This window comes from Nocardioides sp. NBC_00368, from assembly GCF_036090055.1.
In the GTDB taxonomy this organism is placed as follows: Bacteria; Actinomycetota; Actinomycetes; order Propionibacteriales; family Nocardioidaceae; genus Nocardioides.
Window position 1 is genome coordinate 5,668,575 of record NZ_CP107970.1, and the last position, 20,566, is coordinate 5,689,140.

The following is a 20,566-nucleotide window of genomic DNA, read 5'->3' on the forward strand; positions in this document are numbered from 1 at the left end:
GCGTGGCTGAGAAGGTGACCTTCAAGAGTACGTCCGGACCCATGCTGGCCGGTCTCATCGACCTGCCCGAGGGTGAGGTGCGTGGCTGGGGAGTGTTCAGCCACGGCTTCACCCTCGGGAAGGACTCTCCGGCCGCCGCGCGGATCTGCAAGCAGCTGGCCGCCGAGGGCATCGGGATGCTGCGCTTCGACAACCTCGGGCTGGGTGACTCCGAGGGCGACTGGGGCGACGGCTCCTTCACCCACAAGGTCGCCGACACCGTCGAGGCCACCCGCTTCATGGCCGAGCGCGGCACCCGTGCCGAGCTGCTCGTCGGCCACTCCTTCGGCGGCGCCGCGGTTCTGGCCGCGGCCAACGAGTCGATCGGGGTCGACGCCGTGGCCACCGTCGGTGCCCCGTTCCAGCCGGCCCACGTCGAGCACAACTACGACGCCGTGCTCTCCCGGGTCATGGAGGAGGGCGAGTCGCCGTGGATGGCGGGCGGCAAGTCGCTGACCCTGCGCAAGGCCTTCGTCCATGACGTACGCCGCGCCGACCTGCGCCACAAGATCATGCAGCTCAAGAAGCCGCTCCTGGTCATGCACAGCCCCACCGACACCACGGTCGGCATCGAGAACGCCTCCGACATCTTCAACACCGCCCGCCACCCGCGCTCCTTCGTGGCGCTCGAGGGCTCCGACCACCTCCTCACCAAGCGGGGCCAGGCCCAGCGCGCCGCCCGGATCATCTCGGCCTGGGCGGATCAGTACCTGAACGACTGAGTCGTAGCGCCGGACCGGGGCCGGCCTCGGATAGGTTCTGCTCATCAGGAGGCGACACCGTCGCCGATCGACGCGGAGGGCAGATGAGCAACAAGCCGAAGTTCCCGGTCAAGGAGCTGATCAAGGCAGGTCCGGCGGCACCGCAGGTGCTGGTCGGGCACATGGTGGCCACCCAGGGTCCGGAGATCGCCAGGAAGGTGGCCGCGGACCGCGAGGAGCCGGGCTTCGACCCCGAGGCGTACGTCGACGAGCTGATCAGGAAGCACCGCTGGCTCGCCCGGCTGCAGGGTGCCGGCGGCGGCGCGATGATCGCAGTCGCCGAGGTGCCGGCCCTCATCGGAGGCCCTGCTGCGGTCGTCGCGGCGGCCGGAACGGCCATCCTCGGAGACCTGGTCGCGCTGGCGTGGATCGAGCAGCGCATGGTGATGCACATCGCCGCCGCGTACGGGCACGATCTGAAGGATCCCGACCGGATCGACGAGTTCCTCAGGCTGGCCGGGGTGGATCTGCTCTTCGACGGCGGTGGCAGCGCGGCGGGTGCGGCAGGCAGCCGGTTCGGAGTCCGCGCCGCCTCCCAGTGGGCGGCGAGGAAGACCGTCCAGGCCACCAGGTCGATGGCGCAGCTCGTCGGTGCCCGGGTGGCCCGGCGTGTCGTGCTGCGCGGCATCCCGGTGCTCAACATCCCGCTCGGCGTGGTGCTCTCGGACACCGCCACCAAGCGGCTCGGTCGGCGCGCACGCGAGTTCTACCGGGCGCGTCCGCGGTCTGCCTGACACGCATGTTTGATCAATTGACAGAAAACACCGAACGAGACTTCCACTTACCGGTGTGGGTGGGGTTACACTCGCTGCAAGCGCCCGGCTCGTGGACGTTCGTCGTGGGGACCGAACGAGTCACTGCCCGGTCGATGAGGCGCCGATCTCGCGTATCCGCTGTTTGTACGCGGTCGTCAGTCGTCAGCCATCGACCTGCGCGAGCCCTGGGAGGGCGACCGGCCGATGAGGGTCGGCATTTGGACATGCCACTCACCCGTGCGTGGCCCAAGGAGGATTCAGTTGGCTCAGGGAGCCGCTACCCGGCGCAACAACCGGTCCGGCCGTTCGCGTAGCAACGGCAATACCGGCAGGTCCGGGCAGAACGGTCGCCGCAAGGGCGTCCACAAGGACAACGAGGGCATCATCCCGGTGCTCGCCCAGGTCGTCCGCGAGGTCGAGTCGGCCGTGCAGCGCCGCTCGGCGATGCCCGACGTACGCACCAAGTTCCAGGTCGTCGCGCTGCTCGCCCGAGACGAGCGCCACCGCGTGCTCGAGGACGAGACCCTCAACGACGGACGCCGAGCCGAGCAGCTCAAGCGTCTGGACGGGATCGCCACGATCCTGGCCAAGACGGCGACCATGGACTCGCGTCTGTTCGAGCTCCTGGCCGAGGACGCCGAGATCTCCGAGGCCGCGCTCGACCTCAAGCACGAGCTGATGGCCCGCGGTGGCGTCGACGTGCCCGAGGACGAGGAGGAGGACGAGGACGAGACCCCCGCCGTCGTCGTCCCCGACAAGCGCGTGGTGCCGACGAGCGTCATCCAGCGCCAGCTCTCCAACCCGTTCCTGGCGCCCGACTTCACCAACGCCCGCCCGCCGGTGCATGCCCGTCGGCTCTCCGGCTGGGAGCTGCTCGGGCCGCTGTTCCGCAGCTTCGAGTACGCCGACTCCGGCCCCTCCTGCATGCCGCTGCCCGAGCCGCCCGCCTACGGGCCCGGCCACGTCGAGGCGCCCGGCACCCGTGAGCTCATGCACCACCAGGCGCAGCTGGTCGCCTCCGCGGCCGAGGGACACCGCTCCTACCTGCTGGCCGACGAGCCCGGTCTCGGCAAGACCGCCCAGGCGCTGCTCGCCGCTGAGGCGGCCAACGCCTACCCGCTGCTGGTGGTCGTGCCCAACGTCGTCAAGGCCAACTGGGCCCGCGAGGTCAGTCTCTGGACGCCGTCCAAGAAGGCGACCGTCGTGCACGGCAACGGCGAGGACATCGACGGTTTCGCCGACATCATCGTGGTCAACTACGAGATCCTCGACCGCCACGTCGGCTGGCTCGGCGAGTTCGGCTTCAAGGGCATGGTCGTCGACGAGGCCCACTTCATCAAGAACAAGTCCTCCCAGCGCTCCCAGCACGTGCTGGCCCTCTCGGAGAAGATCCGGCAGCGTACGGCCAACCCGCTGCTGATGGCTCTGACCGGCACCCCGCTGATCAACGACATCGAGGACTTCCGGGCGATCTGGCAGTTCCTCGGCTGGATCGACGACGTCAAGCCGCTGGGCGGTCTGCTCGAGGGGCTCGAGGAGACCGGGCTGACGCCGCAGGACAACAGCTTCTACGGCGCCGCCCGCCGTGTGGTCGTCAACCAGGGCATCGTGCGTCGCCGCAAGATCGACGTCGCCAGCGACATCCCGGCGCGCCGTGTGGCCGACCTGCCGGTCGAGCTCGACGACGCCGAGGGCCGCTCGATCCGGGCCGCCGAGGCCGAGCTGGCCAAGCGGATGATGCAGCGCTACGACACCGCGATCGAGACCCGGGTGACCGGCGCCAAGCCGGCTCCGGGCGAGCTCGACCTCGAGCTGATCCGTCGGGTTGCCACCTGGGAGCGCGAGGACCAGGACGCCTCCACCGGCGAGAACGTCTTCGGCATGATGCGCCGCATCGGTCGCGCGAAGGCGTCGCTGGCCGCCGACTACGCCGCCCAGCTGGCGCGCAACGTCGGCAAGGTCGTCTTCTTCGCCAAGCACATCGAGGTCATGGATACCGCGCAGAAGCTCTTCGAGGAGCGCGGCATCCGCTACTCCACGATCCGTGGCGACCAGACCTCGAAGGCGCGCGAGAAGGCCATCGACGAGTTCATGAACGACCCCGAGGTCGAGGTCATCGTCTGCTCGCTCACCGCCGCCGGCGTCGGCGTCAACCTGCAGGCCGCCTCCAACCTGGTCCTGGCCGAGCTCTCCTGGACCGATGCCGAGCAGACCCAGGCGATCGACCGGGTCCACCGCATCGGCCAGACCGAGCCGGTCACCGCCTGGCGCATCATCGCGAGCCAGACCATCGACACCCGGATCGCCGAGCTGATCGACTCCAAGGCCGGCCTGGCGGCTCGCGCCCTGGACGGCTCCGACGAGGAGATCACCGACTCCGCCGACGTGCAGCTCGAGGCCCTGGTCTCGCTGCTCACCGACGCGCTCCGCAAGCGTGAGTCGGGTCGCCGGGGTCGCCGAGCGGCCTGACCCGGTTCGCGGGCTCGATCCAGGCCCCATCTCAGGGAGAATCCTGAGGTGGGGCCTGGGTGCTGCGGCGTACGCTTGCTCACATGTTCTGGATCATTCTCCTCGTCATCGCGGCGGCTGTTGGTGGCTACGTGTTCCGGGTGCCGATCGTCGCCAAGCTGACCGGGCAGCCACGCAGCCGCATAGAGCGGCACATCGGACCGAAGACCAAGCGCCTTCCCTGATCCCGCCGGCAACCGCCCCGGGAATCCTCAGCGGCACACGTGCGTTGAGGCGTACGTGTCCGCCGGCCCGGCGCGCACACGAATTCAGACCGGAAGTGAGAGCCCCATGCCCACCGTCGAGCTCGGCGCAGAGAACTTCGAGAGCACCGTCACCGACAACGAGATCGTTCTCGTCGACTTCTGGGCGTCCTGGTGCGGCCCGTGCCGCCAGTTCAGCCCCATCTACGACGCCGCCTCCGAGGAGCACCCGGAGATCGTCTTCGGCAAGGTCGACACCGAGGCCGAGCAGGCGCTCGCCGGTGCCGCCAACATCACCTCCATCCCGACGCTGATGGCCTTCAAGAAGGGCAACCTCGTCTTCTCCCAGCCCGGTGCGCTTCCCGCGCCCGCGCTCAAGCAGGTCATCGACGCGGTCGTCGACCTCGACATCGACAAGGCGCTGGCCGAGCAGGCCTCGAAGGAGTCCGGCGAGTAAGACTCGTCGTGGCTCCGCGGCGCCCATCAGGTTTGATAGCGCTGTGACCGAACCCGATAGCGCCGCCCACGAAGAGCTCCTCCGCCTGCGCGGCAGCATCGACAATCTCGACGCCGCCCTCGTCCACCTTCTCGCCGAGCGCTTCAAGTGCACCGAGCAGGTCGGTCGGCTGAAGGCGCGCGCGGGGTTCCCTCCTGCCGACCCCAACCGCGAGGCGATCCAGATCGAGCGGCTCCGCCGCCTCTCCGACGACGCCGGTCTCGACCCCGAGTTCGCTGAGAAGATCCTCAACGTGATCATCGCCGAGGTGATCCGCAACCACCGCCAGTTCCTCGAGAGCTGAGCCGGTTCAGTCGAGCACGCGGGCCAGCCAGGCGTTCCAGAACCGCCGGTCCGGGTCGAAGCGGCGGACCAGGCGCTTGAAGTCGTCCCAGTGCGGGAAGCCGGCGCCGGGGTCCGCGGTGGCGAAGAGCTTGCCCCAGTGCGGCCGGGTGCCCGCCGGAAGCCGTCGTTCCAGCTCGGGCAGGAGCTCGCCCACACCGACGGGGTCGGCCTGCCAGGTGAAGTGCAGCGCCAGGATGTCGGTGCCGTAGGCGGGGGAGAGCCACAGGTCGTCGGCGGCGACCGCGCGGATCTCGCCCACCTGCAGCAGCGGCCGAATCCGTTCGGCGAGCGACCGGACGGCGTCGACGGCCTCCTGAGCGCGATCCAGCGGCACCAGGTATTCGCTCTGCAGCTCCGCGCCGACGCTCGGCTGGAAGTCGAGCCGGAAGTGGGGCAGCCGCTCGTGCCACGGCCCCGGCACCCCGAGCTGCTCGGTGCACGGTGCCGGGTCGAGACCGGGGATGACGTGGTGCGGACGGGTCGCGAGCTCCGTCCCGGGGATCTCCGGAGTCGTCGTACGTGACTTCACCCAGACCCGGCCGACGGAGCCGTCCGGCTCGTCGCCCCACCGCGTGAAGACGGACACCGAGTAGGCCGCGCCGAGGATCTCGGTGAGGTGTTCTCGCAGGTCGGCGTAGGAAAGACCGTCGTGGACCGTCTGCCGGACCTGGTAGGTCGGCGAGGTCGCCAGCTCGAGATGGGTCACGATCCCGAGCGCGCCGATGCCGACCACGGCCCCGGCGAAGTCGGGCGACCCGGCCTCCAGGCGCACCAGCTCGCCCTTGCCGTCGATGATCTCCAGCGCGGTCACGGAGGTTGCCAGCGACCCGTTGCCGACCCCGGATCCGTGCGTTCCCGTCGCGACCGCTCCGGCCACGGAGATGTGGGGGAGCGAGGCGAGGTTCGGCAGCGCCCGTCCGCGCTCCTCGAGCCAGGCGGCGAGCTCGCCGTAGCGCGTGCCGCCGGGCACCCGGACGACCTCCCCGGTCAGGCTCGGCGCGGACTCCAGAGCGTCGAGAGAGACCAGCACTCCCGATGTGTCCGCGAGATCGGTGAAGGAGTGCCGAGACCCCAGCGCCCGCAGTCGTGGCTCGCGCAGCACGAGGTCGCGTACGTCCTCCACGGAACGTGGTCGCACGAGCGCGCGGGCGGTGTAGTCATAGCTGCGGGCCCACGTCGATCCGGGAGCTTCGCGGGTAGAGGTCTCGGTGCGCATGATCGGATCGTAGTCGGGTGCGGGCTTCTGTGCGCGTCTTCAGAAAACGTTATCGACAACGATTGACAGCCACGCCTCGGCAGGGCCAGTCTGTGATGCCGATCACACTCACCGTCTGGAGGCACCGTGAAGATTCGCCACCTGGCCGCAGCCATCGCTACAGCCTCGACCGTCGCCCTCGTCGCGTCGTCCACCGCCCACGCCGAGCCGCGAGGGTTCCAGCCCCCGCCCGACTCGCTCCGCTCCTACGCCTCCGAGATCGGCCTGCGGGTCGGTGTCGCGGTCAACCCCGAGGTGCTGGCCGACGACGTGCTCGCCGGCATCGCCGCCGACGAGTTCTCCAGCCTCACCCCCGAGAACGAGATGAAGTGGGAGACCGTCGAGCCCACCCGCGGCACCTACGACTGGTCGGGTGCCGATGAGGTCGTCGACTTCGCCCGCGCCCATGGCCAGAAGGTACGTGGCCACACCCTGCTCTGGCACAACCAGAACCCGGCCTGGCTGACCGAGGGTGTCGACGACGGCACGATCAGCACCGACGAGCTTCGCGCGATCCTCGAGAAGCACATCACCGACGAGGTGAAGCACTTCCGCGGCAAGGTCTACCAGTGGGACGTGGCCAACGAGTTCTTCGCCGACTCCTGGAGCCCCAACCCGCTCCCCAACGGTATGAACGGCGACAACTTCTGGATCAAGCACCTCGGCACCGGCATCGTCGCCGACGCCTTCCGCTGGGCCCATGCCGCCGACCCGAAGGCGCAGCTGTTCTACAACGACTACAACATCGCGGGTGAGGACGGGAACAGCGCCAAGTCGACCGCGGTCTACAACTGGGCCAAGGAGCTCCTCGCCCAGGGAGTGCCGATCCACGGGATCGGCAACCAGGGCCACCTCGACACCCAGTACGGCTTCTCCGGCGAGCGGTTCCGCGCCGACCTGCAGCGCTACGCCGACCTGGGACTGAAGGTCGCGGTCACCGAGGCCGACGTACGCACCTTCGTCGACTCCGCCGAGACCCAGGTCCCGACGGACAACCTGGCGCTCTTCGCCCACCCCTACGAGTTCTCGCAGATGCTCCAGGCCTGTCTCGCCGTGCGCGCCTGCACCTCGTTCACGGTCTGGGGCATCGACGACACCCACTCCTGGGTACCTGGCTGGTTCGAAGGACAGGGCTACGCACTGCTCTGGGACGTGAACAAGCAGCCCAAGGAGGCCTACACCACCCTGAAGCAGGATCTCAGGCTGGCCCTGGGCGCGCCCCGCCGGCGCTGAGGCACCCGATCTGCACCTGGGTCGTGGCGGCTCCTGCGTGCCGGTGGTCTACTGGAGACCGAGCACATCGATCGATCTGAGCGAGGGTAGATGAGCGAGTACGCAGCAGAAGCAGACCTCGAGGAGCAGGCGACCGACGTCGTGCGGGAGACCGTCGACGACGAGGCGCCCCTGGACGCCGAGGAGACGGTCACCTCGACGCCGGACGACGTCGACGAGGCCGACTACGCCGAGCAGAAGCTCGACGCGGTCGGCCCCGACGACGACTACGACTACTGACCCGGCCGGGACGGCACCACTAGGAGTTCTGAGGGAACCCGAGGTTGATCCCGCCGTGCGACGGGTCGAGCCACCGGGTGGTGACGGCCTTCTCCCGGGTGAAGAAGTCCAGACCCGCAGGACCGTAGGCCTTCGCGTCGCCGAACAGCGACGCCTTCCAGCCGCCGAAGGAGTGGTAGGCGACGGGCACCGGGATCGGCACGTTCACACCGACCATGCCGACCTGCACCTCGCGCTGGAACCGGCGTGCGGCGCCGCCGTCGTTGGTGAAGATGGCGGTGCCGTTGCCGAACTGGCCGGAGTTGATCAGCTCCAGGCCCTCCTCGTAGCCGGAGACGCGGACGACCGAGAGCACCGGGCCGAAGATCTCCTCGGTGTAGACGGTCGACGTGGTCGGCACCCGGTCGACGAGGGTCGGGCCGACCCAGAACCCGTTCGGGTCGCCGTCCACCTCGATCCCTCGACCGTCGACGACGACCTCGGCGCCATCGGCGGTCGCCACGTCGACATAGCTCGCCACCTTGTCCCGGTGGGCCCCGGTGATCAGCGGGCCCATGTCGGTGCCCCGGGTGCCGTCGCCGGTCTTGAGCGTGGCCATCCGCGAGGTGATCTTCGAGATCAGGGTGTCGGCCACCGAGTCGACGGCGAGCACCACCGAGATCGCCATGCAGCGCTCACCGGCCGATCCGAAGCCCGCGTTGACCGCGGAGTCGGCGACCAGGTCGAGGTCGGCGTCGGGCAGGACGAGCATGTGGTTCTTGGCGCCGCCGAGCGCCTGGACGCGCTTGCCGGCGGCGGTGCCGCGCTCGTAGACGTAGCGGGCGATCGGGGTGGACCCGACGAACGAGATCGAGGCGACGTCGGGGTTGTCGAGGAGCGCGTCGACCGCCTCCTTGTCGCCGTGGACTACGTTGAAGACGCCGTCGGGCAGGCCCGCCTCGGCCCACAGCTCGGCGATCCAGTTCGACGCGGTCGGGTCCTTCTCCGAGGGCTTGATGACCACCGTGTTGCCCGCCGCGATCGCGATGGGGAAGAACCACATCGGCACCATCGCCGGGAAGTTGAACGGGCTGATGATGCCCACGACGCCGAGCGGCTGCTTGAGAGTGGTCACGTCGACGCCGTTCGAGACCTGCTCGGAGACGGTGCCCTTGAGCAGGTGGGAGAGGCCGCAGGCGAACTCGACGACCTCGAGTCCGCGGGCGATCTCGCCGGCCGCGTCGGAGAGCACCTTGCCGTGCTCGGCGGTCAGGATCTCGGCGAGCTCGCCCTTGCGGGCGTTGAGCAGCTCGCGGAACTTGAAGAGCACGGCCGTACGCCGCGTCAGCGAGGTCTCGCTCCACTCGTCGTAGGCCTTCTTCGCCGCCGTGACGGCGGTGTCGACGTCGGCGGCCGAGGCGAAGCGTACGTGCTTCTGCACGGTGCCCAACGCGGGGTTGTAGACGTCGCCGAGGCGGGTGCCGGTGCCGGGGTTGGTGGCCCCGCCGATCCAGTGGTCGAGGATGGGGAGATCGGTCATGTCATGCGTCCTTTGAGTGTTACAGCGAGCCGAGCACGTCGTCGTAGATCGAGATCGCCTCGGCGACCTCGTCGGGGGTGACGACGCACGGAGGCACCACGTGGATGCGGTTCTCCATGGTGAAGGGGATCAGGTTGCGGGCGATGAGGTCGGACTTGATCCGGCCCATCGTCGCCGCGGGGAGCGGCTCCCGCGTCTCGCGGTCGGCGACGAGCTCGAGGGCCCAGAAGACCCCGGTGCCGCGCACCTCGCCGATCACGTCGTGCTTCTCGGCCAGCGCGGCCAGCCCGGGGGCGATGTGGTCGGTGCCGATGGTGGCGGCGTTGTCGACGATGCCCTCCTCGTTCATCGCCTCGATGGTCGCCACGATCGACGCCATCGCGAGCGGGTGGCCGGAGTAGGTGAGGCCGCCGGGGAAGACCTGGTCGTCGAAGGTCGCCGCGATCGGGTCGGAGATGATCACCCCGCCGGCGGGTACGTAGCCCGAGTTGACCCCCTTGGCGAAGGTGATCAGGTCGGGGACGACGTCGTAGGCGTCCAGGGCGAGCCACTCGCCGGTGCGGCCAAAGCCGGCCATGACCTCGTCGAGGATGAGCATGATCCCGAACTCGTCGGCCAGCGCCCGGACCCCGGGGAGGTAGCCCGGCGGCGGGATCATGATCCCGGCGGTGCCGGGGATGGTCTCGAGGAGGATCGCCGCGATCGACGCGGGACCCTCGGCCTCGATGACCCGGCGCAGGTGGTGCAGGGCGCGCTCGGCTTCCTGCTCCGGCGTGGTCGCCCAGAACTCCGAGCGGTAGAGGTAGGGGCCGAAGAAGTGGACGTGCCCGCGGGCGTACTCGTTCGGGATCCGCCGCCAGTCGCCCGTCGCGACGATCGCGGCGCCGGTGTTGCCGTGGTAGGAGCGGTAGGTCGAGAGCACCTTGTCGCGACCGGTGTGGATCCGGGCCATCCGGATCGCGTTCTCGACCGCGTCGGCGCCCGCGTTGGTGAAGAAGACCTTGTTGAAGCCCACCGGCGCGATGTCGGTGATCCGCTCGGCGGCCTCGCCACGAGTCAGGTTGGCTGTCGACGGCGCGATCGTGGTCAGCGTCTCGGCCTGCTTCTTGATCGCCTCCACCACCCGGGGGTGCTGGTGGCCGATGTTGGTGTTGACCAGCTGGGAGGAGAAGTCGAGGTAGGTGTGTCCCGAGTCGTCCCACACCCGCGAGCCCTGCCCGCCGGCGATGACGAGCGGCGTCAGCGACCCCTGGGCGGACCAGGAGTGGAAGACGTGGGATCGGTCGAGGTCGTACGCGCGCGCGTCGCTGGCACTGGTCAAGGCTGTCCCCTGGGGTGCGTGGATGGACATGGATCTGGCTGCTCACTCTACGCCGGGAACGACGGGGTCGCCGCCGATCCTGGATACTGATTACGACGGTATATCAGGCCAAGCGCTACGTTTTCGTTACATTCTCATGCCTCAATCAACGAAATCGCGTGCTCATGCCTTCGCGGTCGCCGGCCGGTTCACCCGCGGGATCACCAGATCGCCGTACGCAGCGAGGGTCTGGTCCATTGCGTCGTGCTGCAGGTAGACGGCGAACTGGTCGACCCCGAGGCTCTTGAGCTGCTCGAGCTTGGCGACCTGCTCCTCGACCGGGCCGAGGAGGCAGAACCGGTCGACGATCTCGTCGGGCACGAACCGGGTGTGGGTGTTCTCGGCCCGGCCGTGCTCGTTGTAGTCGTAGCCCTCGCGGCCCTCGATGTAGTCGGTGAGCGCCTGCGGGACCGCGCCGCTCCCGTACTTGGCCACGATGTCGGCGACATGGTTGCCCACCATCCCGCCGAACCAACGGCACTGCTCGCGGGCGTGGGCCAGGGCCTCGGGCGACCCGTCGGTGACGTACGCAGGGGCAGCGACGCAGAACGTCAGCGACTCCGGGTCGCGGCCGGCGTCGGTGGCCGCCTTCTTGACCGCCCCGATCATCCACTCGGTGATGTCGGGGTCGGCGAGCTGCAGGATGAACCCGTCGCCGACCTCGCCGGCCGCCTTCAGCGCGAGCGGGCCGTAGGCGGCGATCCACACCTCCAGCTCGGAGCGCTTGGCCCACGGGAACTGCAGCGTGGTGCCGTTGACCTCGACCGGCCGCCGGTTGGCCAGCTCACGGATCACCCGGGTGGCCTCGCGCATCTCCTTGATCGTGGACGGCTTCCCGTTGAGCACCCGCACCGCCGAGTCGCCGCGGCCCATGCCGCAGACGGTGCGGTTGCCGTACATCTCGTTGAGCGTGGCGAAGACCGATGCGGTCACCGTCCAGTCACGGGTTGCCGGGTTGGTCACGAACGGACCGACCTTGATCGTGCGGGTCTCGGCGAGGATCTGGCTGTAGACGACGTACGGCTCCATCCACAGCAGGTGACTGTCGAACGTCCACGCGTAGTCGAAGCCGTACGCCTCGGCCTGCTTCGCCAGCGAGACGACCCGCCAGGCGGGCGGGTTGGTCTGGAGGACGACACCGAAGTCCATGACTCACACCAGGTACTGGGAGAGGTCGCGCTTGAGGTAGCGGCCGTGGCCCTTGGTGCCGTGGAACTCGCCGTCGGCGACGACGACGGATCCACGGGAGAGCACCACGTCGACGTGGCCGTCGATCTCGTAGCCCTCCCAGGCGGAGTGGTCCATGTTCATGTGGTGCGTCCTGCCCTCCCCGACGCCGATGGAGGTGTGACCGGCCGGGTCGTAGACGACGATGTCGGCGTCGGCACCCGGCGCGATGACGCCCTTGCGGCCGTAGAGGCCGAACATCCGGGCCGGCGTGGTCGCGATCAGCTCGACCCAGCGCTCCAGGGTGATCTGTCCGGTCACCACGCCCTGGTAGAGCAGGTCGACGCGGTGCTCGATCGAGCCGATCCCGTTGGGGATCGCCCGGAAGTCGTCCTTGCCGAGCTCCTTCTGCTCCTTCATGCAGAAGGGGCAGTGGTCGGTCGAGACCATCTGCAGGTCGTTGGTGCGCAACGCCTGCCACATCGCGTCCTGGTGCCCCTCCGTGCGTGAGCGCAGCGGCGTCGAGCAGACCCACTTGGCGCCCTCGAAGTCGCCCCACTCCTCCGAGGAGGCGCCGAGCTGCTCCTCGAGGGAGAGATAGAGGTACTGCGGGCAGGTCTCGCCGTAGACGTTCTTGCCCTTGTCCCGGGCGGCGGCCAGCTGCTCGACGGCCTGCTTGGCGCTGACGTGCACCACGTAGAGCGGCGCCCCGGTCACGTCGGCGAGCATGATCGCCCGATGGGTGGCCTCCTCCTCCATCTGCCAGGCACGCGCGATGCCGTGGTAGTAGGGGCTCGTCTTCCCCGACTCGGCCAGCTGCGCGGCGAGCACGTCGATCGCGGGGCCGTTCTCGGCGTGCATCATGGTCAGCAGACCGTGGTCGGTCGCCTTCTGCATCGCACGGAGCACCTGCGCATCGTCGGAGTAGAAGACGCCCGGGTAGGCCATGAACAGCTTGTAGGAGGTGATCCCCTCCTCCACGAGGGTGTCCATCGCCTTGAGCGCGTCGTCGTCGACCCCGCCGATGATCTGGTGGAACCCGTAGTCGATCGCGCAGTTGCCGGCGGCCAGCTCGTGCCAGTGGGCCAACCCGTCCTGTACGCGTTCGCCGTAGCGCTGCACCGCGAAGTCGATGATCGTCGTGGTGCCGCCCCACGCCGCGGCCCGGGTGCCGGTCTCGAAGGTGTCGGAGGCGTTGGTGCCGCCGAACGGCAGCTGCATGTGGGTGTGGGCGTCGACGCCGCCGGGGATGACGTACTTCCCGGTCGCGTCGATAGTGACGTCGGCGGTGATGGTTCCGAACGGGCTGGCGCCAGGCGCGATGAGCGCGACGATCCTTTCGCCGTCGACGAGCACGTCCGCCTGGGTGCGGCCGGTCGCGGAGACGACCGTGCCGCCCGTGATGAGCGTGGTGGTCATGCCGGCCTCCTCAGGGTCGGGGGATGGCGGTGTACGAATCGGGCCGCCGGTCGCGGTAGAACTGCCAGTCGTCGCGCATCTCCTGGACCATGTTCATGTCCAGGTCGCGTACGAGCAGCTCCTCCTTCTCGCCCGAGCCGAGCTCGCCCACGTAGTTGCCGCGGGGGTCGACGATCTGCGACATCCCGTAGAAGTTGACCGCCTCCTCGCCGTACTCGTTGTCCTCGAGGCCGACCCGGTTGGGCGCGAGCACGAAGTAGCCGTTGGCGACCGCGGCGGCGGGCTGCTCGATCTCCCACAGCCGGTTGGAGAGTCCCGGCTTGGTGGCGTTGGGGTTGAAGACCATGTGGGCCCCGTTGAGCCCGAGCTCGCGCCAGCCCTCGGGGAAGTGGCGGTCGTAGCAGATGTACATCCCCACCTTGCCGACCGCCGACTCGAAGACCGGGTAGCCGAGGTTGCCAGGGCGGAAGTAGAACTTCTCCCAGAACTTCTCGACGTGCGGCAGGTGGTTCTTCCGGTACTTGCCGAGGATCGTGCCGTCGGCGTCAACGAGCACGGCGGTGTTGTAGTAGATCCCGGTGTCGGCCTCTTCGTAGATCGGCAGCACCATCACCATGCCCAGCTCCTTGGCCAGGCTCGCGAAGCGCTGCACTACGGCTCCGTCGGCAGGCTCGGCGTAGCGGTAGTACTTCTTGTCCTGGGTGATCCCGAAGTAGGGCCCGTAGAAGAGCTCCTGGAAGCACATCACCTGGGCGCCCTGCGCGGCAGCATCACGAGCGAAGCCCTCGTGCTTGTCCAGCATGGAGGCCTTGTCCCCGGTCCAGGTGGTCTGGCTGATTGCGGCTCTGACGATGGTCATGCAACTACCTCCCCCTCAATAGAAGCATGCCGCCGCGGCCCGTGGGGCCACGACGGCATTTTTGCTCGGAGGGAGGCGGCGCTTGAAAGTCTCTTGCTCTACGCGGCGCTGGCCGGATGACGTACGACCACGTGCTCGACGGCCCTGGCGAGCTCCTCGCGGAGCTCTGGCGCGAGCTGCGGGCAGTCGACGGAGAGGAACAACTCCATCGCGGAGCGGGTCGCGCGGGCACGCTCGCCGGGCGTGCCCTCAGGGAGGGTGGGCGCGATCTCGGCGAGGTGGGCGCTGGTCTCGACCACGGTGTTGCAGTCGTGCGGGGTGAGTGGGGCGCGGGCCTCCCGGCCGGCGCGGACGAGGACGCTGAGAACCTCCACCTTGGCGGCGGTGGTCAACGACATAGCGCTCCTCGACGAGTCGAACAGATGCGACCCCACACCGTCCGCGTTGTGCGACGACATGTATCTCCTCGGTGGGACGTGTGCCTCCCCCGAGGCACTCTCGCCCACTCCAACGACCAAAGGAAGGGATCGGTGACGCCCTTGGGAGCTTTGTAACCCACCTGTGGGCCGACCCGTGAGTAACCTATAGAAACTAGGGCCGTGGTGTTGCAGTCGCCGTCGCGTGGGGCGACCCGGCACAATTGAGCCCATGAGTTCTCCTGGGGGCGTCGGGATCGGCGGCCTGATGGTCGAGACCGAGGCCGATGTCGTACGCCGCCAGGCACTGCGCCGCATGCGCATCGTCGCCACCGGGCTCCTGGTCGTGGCCGCCATCGTCTACCTGCTGACCCTGGGCATGGACGGGTTCTGGGGGTTCGTTAACGCCGGTGCCGAGGCGTCGATGGTCGGCGCGATGGCCGACTGGTTCGCGGTCACCGCGCTTTTTCGTCACCCGCTCGGGCTCCCGGTGCCGCACACCGCGCTGATCCCGAAGCGGAAGGACGAGCTCGGCGCCAGCCTGGAGGAGTTCGTCCAGGACAACTTCCTGCAGGAGGAGACCATCCGTGAGCGGCTCGGGGTCGCGATGCCGTCGCTGCGGCTCGCGCTGTGGCTCTCCGAGGAGCCCAACGCCAAGCGCGTCGTCGACGAGGTCTCCACCGTGGTCGCCGACGGGCTCTCCCGGATCAGCAACCGGCACATCGTCGAGATCATCCAGGACGGGTTCGTGCCTCGCCTGCGCGAGGAGCAGATCGCGCCCCTCCTCGGCGGCACGCTGCAGGCCGCGCTGGACGACGGCGTCCACCACGGCCTGGTCGACCTGGCGCTGGTCGAGCTGCACGGCTGGCTCGAGGAGAACGAGGAGATCGTCACCGAGGTGCTCGGCGAGCGGGCGCCGTGGTGGACGCCGCAGGTGCTGCGCGAGCCGGTGACCGCCCGTATCCATGTCGAGCTGGTCCGCTGGATCGCCGACATCCGCGACGACCCCGAGCACCGCGCACGCAAGGCGATCGACACGATGCTCGCCGACCTCGCCGACAACCTCCAGCACGACGAGGCCACCATGGAGCGCGCCGAGCGGCTCAAGGAGCGCGTGCTCGACCACCCCGGCGTCATCGACACCGCGATCTCCATCTGGGACGCGCTGCGCCGCGCGCTGACCACCTCGCTGCGCGACCCCGAGGGCGTCGTCCGCCGCCGCGCCCTGGACGAGGTCGTCCGCTACGCCCAGAAGGTCGTCCTCGACGAGACCCTCCAGCGCCGCTACGACGCACTCGCCTCCGACGTCGCCGTCTACGTCGTCAAGCGCTACGGCCGCGAGGCGACCACCGTCATCACCCACACCATCCAACGCTGGGACGGCAAGCAGGCCGCCCGCCGCATCGAGCTCTTCGTCGGCCGCGACCTGCAGTTCATCCGCATCAACGGCACCCTCGTCGGTGGCCTCGTCGGCGTCATCATCCACACCATCGCCGTCCTGGTCTCCTGACCCGCCGAGGCGTCACGTACGTCGGCCGAGACGTCGCTCAGGTCGGCCGAGGCGTCACGTACGTCGATCGAGATGTCACCACGGGCCGTCTCGGCCGACCGCAGCGACCCTTCGGCCGACGCGGCTGACGCCTCGGCCGATATTTGTGACGCCTCGGCGGGCGGGGGAGGATGAGGGCGTGAGCGAGCCCTTCGACGTACCCATCACCGACGAGGTCATCCGCCTCGGTCAGTTCCTGAAGCTGGCCAACCTGGTCGAGACCGGCTCCGAGGCGCGCCCGGCGATCACCGCGGGCGAGGTGAAGGTCAACGGCGAGACCGAGCTCCGCCGGGGCCGCCAGCTCCGCGTCGGCGACGTGGTCGAGTACGCCGGCCAGGCGGCCCGGGTCTCCGACGAGGCCGACTTCGACGTCCCCTGGTGACCCCCGCCGAGTAGGTAGTTCTTGCGGCCGAGTCCGCAGTTGTGGCGGCCCAAAAGTGAGTTGTGGGCGACGAAACTGGAGTTTCGTCGCCCACAACTACATTCTCGGCCGCCACAACTGCGGATTCGGCCGCCGGTTCTACGGATTCGAATGGGTTACTTCTCGACCTTCACCAGGTCGCAGACGAAGATCAGGGTCTCGCCGGGCTTGATGACCGCACCGGCACCGCGGTCGCCGTAGGCGAGGTGCGGCGGGATGACGAGCTGACGGCGGCCGCCGACCTTCATCCCGAGGATGCCCTGGTCCCAGCCCTGGATGACCTGGCCGATGCCGACGCGGAAGTCGAGCGGCTCGCCGCGGTTGTAGGACGCGTCGAACTCCTCGCCGGTGGACAGCGCCACGCCGACGTAGTGGACCGAGACGCGGTCGCGCTCGGTGGCCTCCTCGCCGTCACCGACGGTGATGTCCTTGATGACGAGGTCGGTCGGAGGGGTGGGGTCGACGAAGTCGATCTCAGGCTTCTGGCTCATGGGAAATCAGTCTACGTATCGATTCTCGCTGGGGCACACCGCCGCCGAGTCGGTCGTGTCGGTCGTCGCGGGGTAGGTCGGGGTGAGGCCGTCGGCCCGCTCGCGGCCGAGGTTCCACTCCAGCCAGTCCCCCTCGCGGTCGTTGGGGCCGAGCACACAACCGCGCAGGTCGTCGGGGAGCTTCTCGAGGGCCGGCACCGCGTCGTCGCTGAGCCCGGAGAGGAAGTCGGTGTCGATCTTCCCCGTCTCCTCGTAGCGCGAGACGTTGTGCTCGGCGATCCAGGCGTCCGGGTTGATCGCGGCGATCCCGAGGAGCGCCACGGCACCGCTGACCAGCGCGAACCGGCCGAGCCAGAGACCGCCGCCGATCGCGCCGCCGGCCACCGCGGCGACCAGCCCGGCGATCACCAGCAGACCCAACCAGGCCTCGAAGACGTCGACGAGCAGGCGGAGCTGGGTGAAGCCGTACGCCTCCTGGTAGAGGTGCATCCGGTACAGCGCCGACCCGACGACGACCAGCGCCTCGGCGGCCAGCAGCCCGAGCGCGACCCGCAGCCACAGCCGGTCGGCCACCGTCTCCACCGGCGCCTTGCGCGCCGCCGCCCAGATCACCAGCAGGGTCAGCGCGGTCGCGACGGTGAGCTGACCGAACCCCTGATGGACGTATTCGGCGTACGTCAGCCCGGTCGTCTCGCGCAGGTAGTCCTCGCCGCCGAAGACCGCGGTCGCCTGCGCGACCAGGAAGGCGGCGAAGACGGCGACCACGACACCGACCGGAGCCAGCCACTCGTAGCGGTTGGCGACGGGCTGGGACGTACGCTCGCTGCGGTCGATCCGCGGCGGGTTCACGGCCAGGTAGGCGGCGCCCATCACCACGCCGAAGACGAACACGGTCATGAAGATCCGAGCCGCGAAGGTGTCGGGACGTACGTCCGGAACGAACTGGTCGACCCAGCTGCCCAGCACCGCGTCGGCGGTGGTGAACAGCAGGCCGAAGATCACCAGCCCGAGAAGCGAGAGGACCGTGGTGCGCGCGACCGCGGCTCCGTGCCCGTGTCCCGAGACGCTGGTCAGCGTGCGGCCCAGCCACGGGATCCCGCGCAGGCCGGCCAGCGGCCAGGAGATCCCGGTCAGCACGATCCCGAGCAGCGTCTTGGCGCCGGTCGAGGCGCAGAGGATCACCGCGATCGCGGTGAGCAGGCACAGCACGACGATCCACTCGGCGTCGCGGAACACCGCGACCGAGGAGAGCAGCGCGAACAGCACGTAGCAGACGATCGGGAACCAGCTACGGCGCCTTTCGCTCGCCAGCATCACGACCCCGCCGGCCGCGAGCAGCACGATGACCGTCCCGAGCCCGGCGTTGCGGTCGGGGATCAGCAGCCCGCCCAGCAGGCCGGCGATCACGGCTCCGATGAAGAGCCCGAACCGGCCCGCGACACCGGAATCGGGCCAGTAGGTGCCGAAGATGTCGTCGAGGACCGACGGGGCGGCGTAGGCCTTGGCGTCCGTCGTGGGCGCGTCGACCGGCTGGGAGGGTTCGGCGGGCTGGGCGGGTTCGGCCGCCGGGGGAGTGGTGGGCATCTGGCTCTCCTCATGGGTGGGGGTGAGATGACTGGTGATGGGACGTGCGGGTGGCCGCAGCGGAAGGTCGACGCGCACCCGAGCGCCGGCAGCACCCGCGGTCTCGGGCAGCGGATCGAGGAAGGCGATGGAGCCGCCGTGCAGATCGGTGACCCACCGGGCGATGGCGAGCCCGAGCCCGGTCCCGCCGCCCTCGGCCGAGGCACTGAGGGTGCCGAAGGGCTCGAAGACGCGACTCCGGTCGGCGACCGGGACGCCGGGTCCGGAGTCGAGGACCTCGAGGTGGTAGCGCTCGCCGTCGAGACCGGCGCGCACGACCACCACGCCGTCCCGCGGACTGTGCCGGGAGGCGTTGTCGAGGAGGTTGACGACGAGCTGGCTGAGCCGATCGGCGTCGGCCTCGACGACAAGAGAGTCCGGCGCGTCGATCTCGTAGGTGACCGGCCGCCCGTTGACCCGCGCCTCCGCGACGCAGGCCTCCAGGAGCGGCCCGAGCTCGACCGACGACGTGCTCAACGGCGCCTTGCCGGCGTCGACGCGTGCCAGGTCGAGCAGGTCCTCGACCAGCCGGCTCAGGCGCTCGGCCTGACCGAGCGCGGTCTGGAGGGCGGTCGGGTCGGATCCGACACCGTCCACGAGGTTCTCCAGGACGACGGTGAGAGCCGCCAGCGGCGTACGCAGCTCGTGGGAGACGTTGGCGACCAGTTCGCGGCGCTGGCGGTCTACCGCGCCCAGATCGCTGGCCATCGTGTTGAACGCGCGGCCCAGCTGGCCGACCTCGTCGGCCCCGCCGACCGGCACCGAGACCGAGTAGTCGCCTCGGGCCATCCGGCGGGCCGCGACCGTCATCTGCCGCAACGGCGAGGTCATCCCGGCCGCCAGCAGCTGGGTGACCGCGAGCGCGATCCCGATCGTGACCGGGATCGAGATCCACGGCGAGACCCCGGTGACCCGACCGACGGAGGCGACGACCGCCGCCACCAGGGCACTCGCCGCGACCAGCAGACCGAGCTTGACCTTGATCGAGGAGACTCGTTCCAGCGGAGTCATTCGCCGGCCTCCAGCGCGTAGCCGACCCCGTGCACGGTGCGGACCCGCGCGGACCCGATCTTGGCCCTCAGCCCCTTCACGTGGCTGTCGACGGTGCGGGTGCCCGAGGCGTCGTTCCAGCCCCAGACCTCGGCGAGCAGCCGCTCGCGGGTGACCACGGCGCCCGGGTCGGCGGCCAGGCAGACCAGCAGGTCGAACTCGGTCGGCGTGAGCCTGACCTCGGACCCGTCGACCCACACGCGTCGGGCGGCCGAATCCATCCGAAGCCCGCCGATCTCAGCCGTACGCCGCGGCGACCCGGCCAGCTCGGCCGCTCGCTCCACGCGCCGCAGGAGGGCGTTCACCCGGGCCACCAGCTCGCGCGCCCGGAACGGCTTGGTCAGGTAGTCGTCGGCCCCGACGCCGAGCCCGACCAACACATCGGCCTCGTCGACACGGGCGGTGAGCATGAGCACCGGCACCGGGCGTACGGCCTGGATCCGGCGGCACACCTCGAGGCCGTCGTAGCCCGGCAGCATCACGTCGAGGACGACCAGGTCCGGCGAGGTCTCCTCGAAGGTGGAGACCGCTCCCGGCCCGTCCCATGCCCGGACGACGTCGTAGCCCTCGGCGGTGAGGCGGTCGGAGACGGCCTGGTTGATGACCGGCTCGTCCTCGACCACGAGAACCCGGCGGGTGGCGCTCACATGTTCTGGCACATGCTCAGGCTAGAAGCCGGAGCCGCCGGAAAGCCTGCAGAAGTTGTGCAGGTCCTGTGAAGGTCAGGTCGTGTCCCGAGCCCGGATGCGTCGATCCGGCGGTGATGATCGGGTCGACCCTTGCCCCGATGGTGACGTCGTTTTCCCGCCGGTTCGGGA

At 69.4% G+C, this 20,566-nt stretch carries 20 protein-coding genes; 10 read left to right on the forward strand and 10 right to left on the reverse strand.

The genetic code is table 11. From position 1 onward, the window contains the following. Positions 1-2 precede the first annotated feature (2 nt). From OG984_RS27120 to OG984_RS27145, 6 genes are all read left to right on the forward strand, one after another. Positions 3-761, forward strand: a complete 759-nt coding sequence (locus tag OG984_RS27120; RefSeq protein WP_328529199.1) for an alpha/beta hydrolase family protein — start codon at positions 3-5, stop codon at positions 759-761. Positions 762-844: 83 nt separating this feature from the next. Then, positions 845-1,534, forward strand: a complete 690-nt coding sequence (locus tag OG984_RS27125) for a hypothetical protein (protein ID WP_328529200.1) — start codon at positions 845-847, stop codon at positions 1,532-1,534. A gap of 282 nt (positions 1,535-1,816) precedes the next feature. After that, complete coding sequence (locus tag OG984_RS27130; protein ID WP_328529201.1) at positions 1,817-4,024, forward strand: DEAD/DEAH box helicase; 2,208 nt, start codon at positions 1,817-1,819, stop codon at positions 4,022-4,024. A gap of 83 nt (positions 4,025-4,107) precedes the next feature. Next, on the forward strand, positions 4,108-4,248 hold the full coding sequence (locus OG984_RS27135; protein WP_328529202.1) for a hypothetical protein: 141 nt from the start codon (positions 4,108-4,110) through the stop codon (positions 4,246-4,248). Positions 4,249-4,354: 106 nt separating this feature from the next. Beyond that, the gene (gene trxA, locus OG984_RS27140; RefSeq protein WP_196873128.1) at positions 4,355-4,723 is read left to right on the forward strand and encodes a thioredoxin; all 369 of its coding nucleotides are present in this window, start codon (positions 4,355-4,357) and stop codon (positions 4,721-4,723) included. 43 nt (positions 4,724-4,766) lie between these two features. After that, positions 4,767-5,066 (forward strand): chorismate mutase, encoded by a 300-nt coding sequence (locus OG984_RS27145; protein WP_196873129.1) that lies wholly within the window; start codon positions 4,767-4,769, stop codon positions 5,064-5,066. 6 nt (positions 5,067-5,072) lie between these two features. Here OG984_RS27145 and OG984_RS27150 read toward each other — a convergent pair whose 3' ends face one another. Continuing rightward, the gene (locus OG984_RS27150; RefSeq protein WP_328529203.1) at positions 5,073-6,323 is read right to left on the reverse strand and encodes an FAD-binding protein; all 1,251 of its coding nucleotides are present in this window, start codon (positions 6,321-6,323) and stop codon (positions 5,073-5,075) included. A 126-nt stretch (positions 6,324-6,449) separates the two neighbouring features. Between OG984_RS27150 and OG984_RS27155 the strand changes: the two genes are divergently transcribed. Then, entirely contained in the window at positions 6,450-7,595 is a 1,146-nt protein-coding gene (locus OG984_RS27155; protein WP_328529204.1) for an endo-1,4-beta-xylanase, read from the forward strand. 90 nt (positions 7,596-7,685) lie between these two features. Beyond that, complete coding sequence (locus OG984_RS27160; protein ID WP_328529205.1) at positions 7,686-7,874, forward strand: hypothetical protein; 189 nt, start codon at positions 7,686-7,688, stop codon at positions 7,872-7,874. A 19-nt stretch (positions 7,875-7,893) separates the two neighbouring features. On the opposite strand, the gene OG984_RS27165 is transcribed toward OG984_RS27160, so the two are convergent. The 6 genes from OG984_RS27165 to OG984_RS27190 form a co-directional block, all read right to left on the reverse strand. Further along, a complete protein-coding gene (locus OG984_RS27165; RefSeq protein ID WP_328529206.1) occupies positions 7,894-9,393 on the reverse strand; it encodes a CoA-acylating methylmalonate-semialdehyde dehydrogenase in 1,500 nt (499 codons plus the stop codon). Between the two features lie 19 nt (positions 9,394-9,412). Further along, a complete protein-coding gene (locus tag OG984_RS27170; protein ID WP_328529207.1) occupies positions 9,413-10,714 on the reverse strand; it encodes an aspartate aminotransferase family protein in 1,302 nt (433 codons plus the stop codon). 162 nt (positions 10,715-10,876) lie between these two features. Beyond that, the gene (locus tag OG984_RS27175; RefSeq protein ID WP_328529208.1) at positions 10,877-11,902 is read right to left on the reverse strand and encodes a TIGR03842 family LLM class F420-dependent oxidoreductase; all 1,026 of its coding nucleotides are present in this window, start codon (positions 11,900-11,902) and stop codon (positions 10,877-10,879) included. A gap of 3 nt (positions 11,903-11,905) precedes the next feature. Then, the gene (hydA, locus tag OG984_RS27180; RefSeq protein WP_328529209.1) at positions 11,906-13,339 is read right to left on the reverse strand and encodes a dihydropyrimidinase; all 1,434 of its coding nucleotides are present in this window, start codon (positions 13,337-13,339) and stop codon (positions 11,906-11,908) included. 10 nt (positions 13,340-13,349) lie between these two features. Further along, on the reverse strand, positions 13,350-14,198 hold the full coding sequence (locus tag OG984_RS27185; RefSeq protein WP_328529210.1) for a nitrilase-related carbon-nitrogen hydrolase: 849 nt from the start codon (positions 14,196-14,198) through the stop codon (positions 13,350-13,352). A 98-nt stretch (positions 14,199-14,296) separates the two neighbouring features. Continuing rightward, positions 14,297-14,596 carry a hypothetical protein gene (locus OG984_RS27190; RefSeq protein ID WP_328529211.1) on the reverse strand — a complete coding sequence of 100 codons (300 nt, stop codon included), beginning with the start codon at positions 14,594-14,596 and terminating at the stop codon, positions 14,297-14,299. Positions 14,597-14,846: 250 nt separating this feature from the next. Here OG984_RS27190 and OG984_RS27195 point away from each other — a divergent pair, with 250 nt between their 5' ends. Next, entirely contained in the window at positions 14,847-16,124 is a 1,278-nt protein-coding gene (locus OG984_RS27195; protein WP_328529212.1) for a DUF445 domain-containing protein, read from the forward strand. A gap of 178 nt (positions 16,125-16,302) precedes the next feature. Continuing rightward, positions 16,303-16,545 carry an RNA-binding S4 domain-containing protein gene (locus OG984_RS27200; RefSeq protein WP_008362043.1) on the forward strand — a complete coding sequence of 81 codons (243 nt, stop codon included), beginning with the start codon at positions 16,303-16,305 and terminating at the stop codon, positions 16,543-16,545. 155 nt (positions 16,546-16,700) lie between these two features. Here the strand turns inward: OG984_RS27200 and OG984_RS27205 are convergent, their stop codons facing one another. From OG984_RS27205 to OG984_RS27215, 3 genes are read right to left on the reverse strand one after another with little or no spacing between them, the layout of a single operon-like run. Next, positions 16,701-17,075, reverse strand: coding sequence for an FKBP-type peptidyl-prolyl cis-trans isomerase (locus OG984_RS27205; protein ID WP_008362044.1), 375 nt, complete (start codon positions 17,073-17,075; stop codon positions 16,701-16,703). Positions 17,076-17,081: 6 nt separating this feature from the next. Then, a complete protein-coding gene (locus OG984_RS27210) occupies positions 17,082-19,709 on the reverse strand; it encodes a DUF4153 domain-containing protein (RefSeq protein WP_328529213.1) in 2,628 nt (875 codons plus the stop codon). Continuing rightward, on the reverse strand, positions 19,706-20,407 hold the full coding sequence (locus tag OG984_RS27215; protein WP_328529214.1) for a response regulator transcription factor: 702 nt from the start codon (positions 20,405-20,407) through the stop codon (positions 19,706-19,708). Before OG984_RS27215 ends, OG984_RS27210 begins: the two co-directional genes overlap by 4 nt. Between the last annotated feature and the right edge of the window lie 159 nt (positions 20,408-20,566).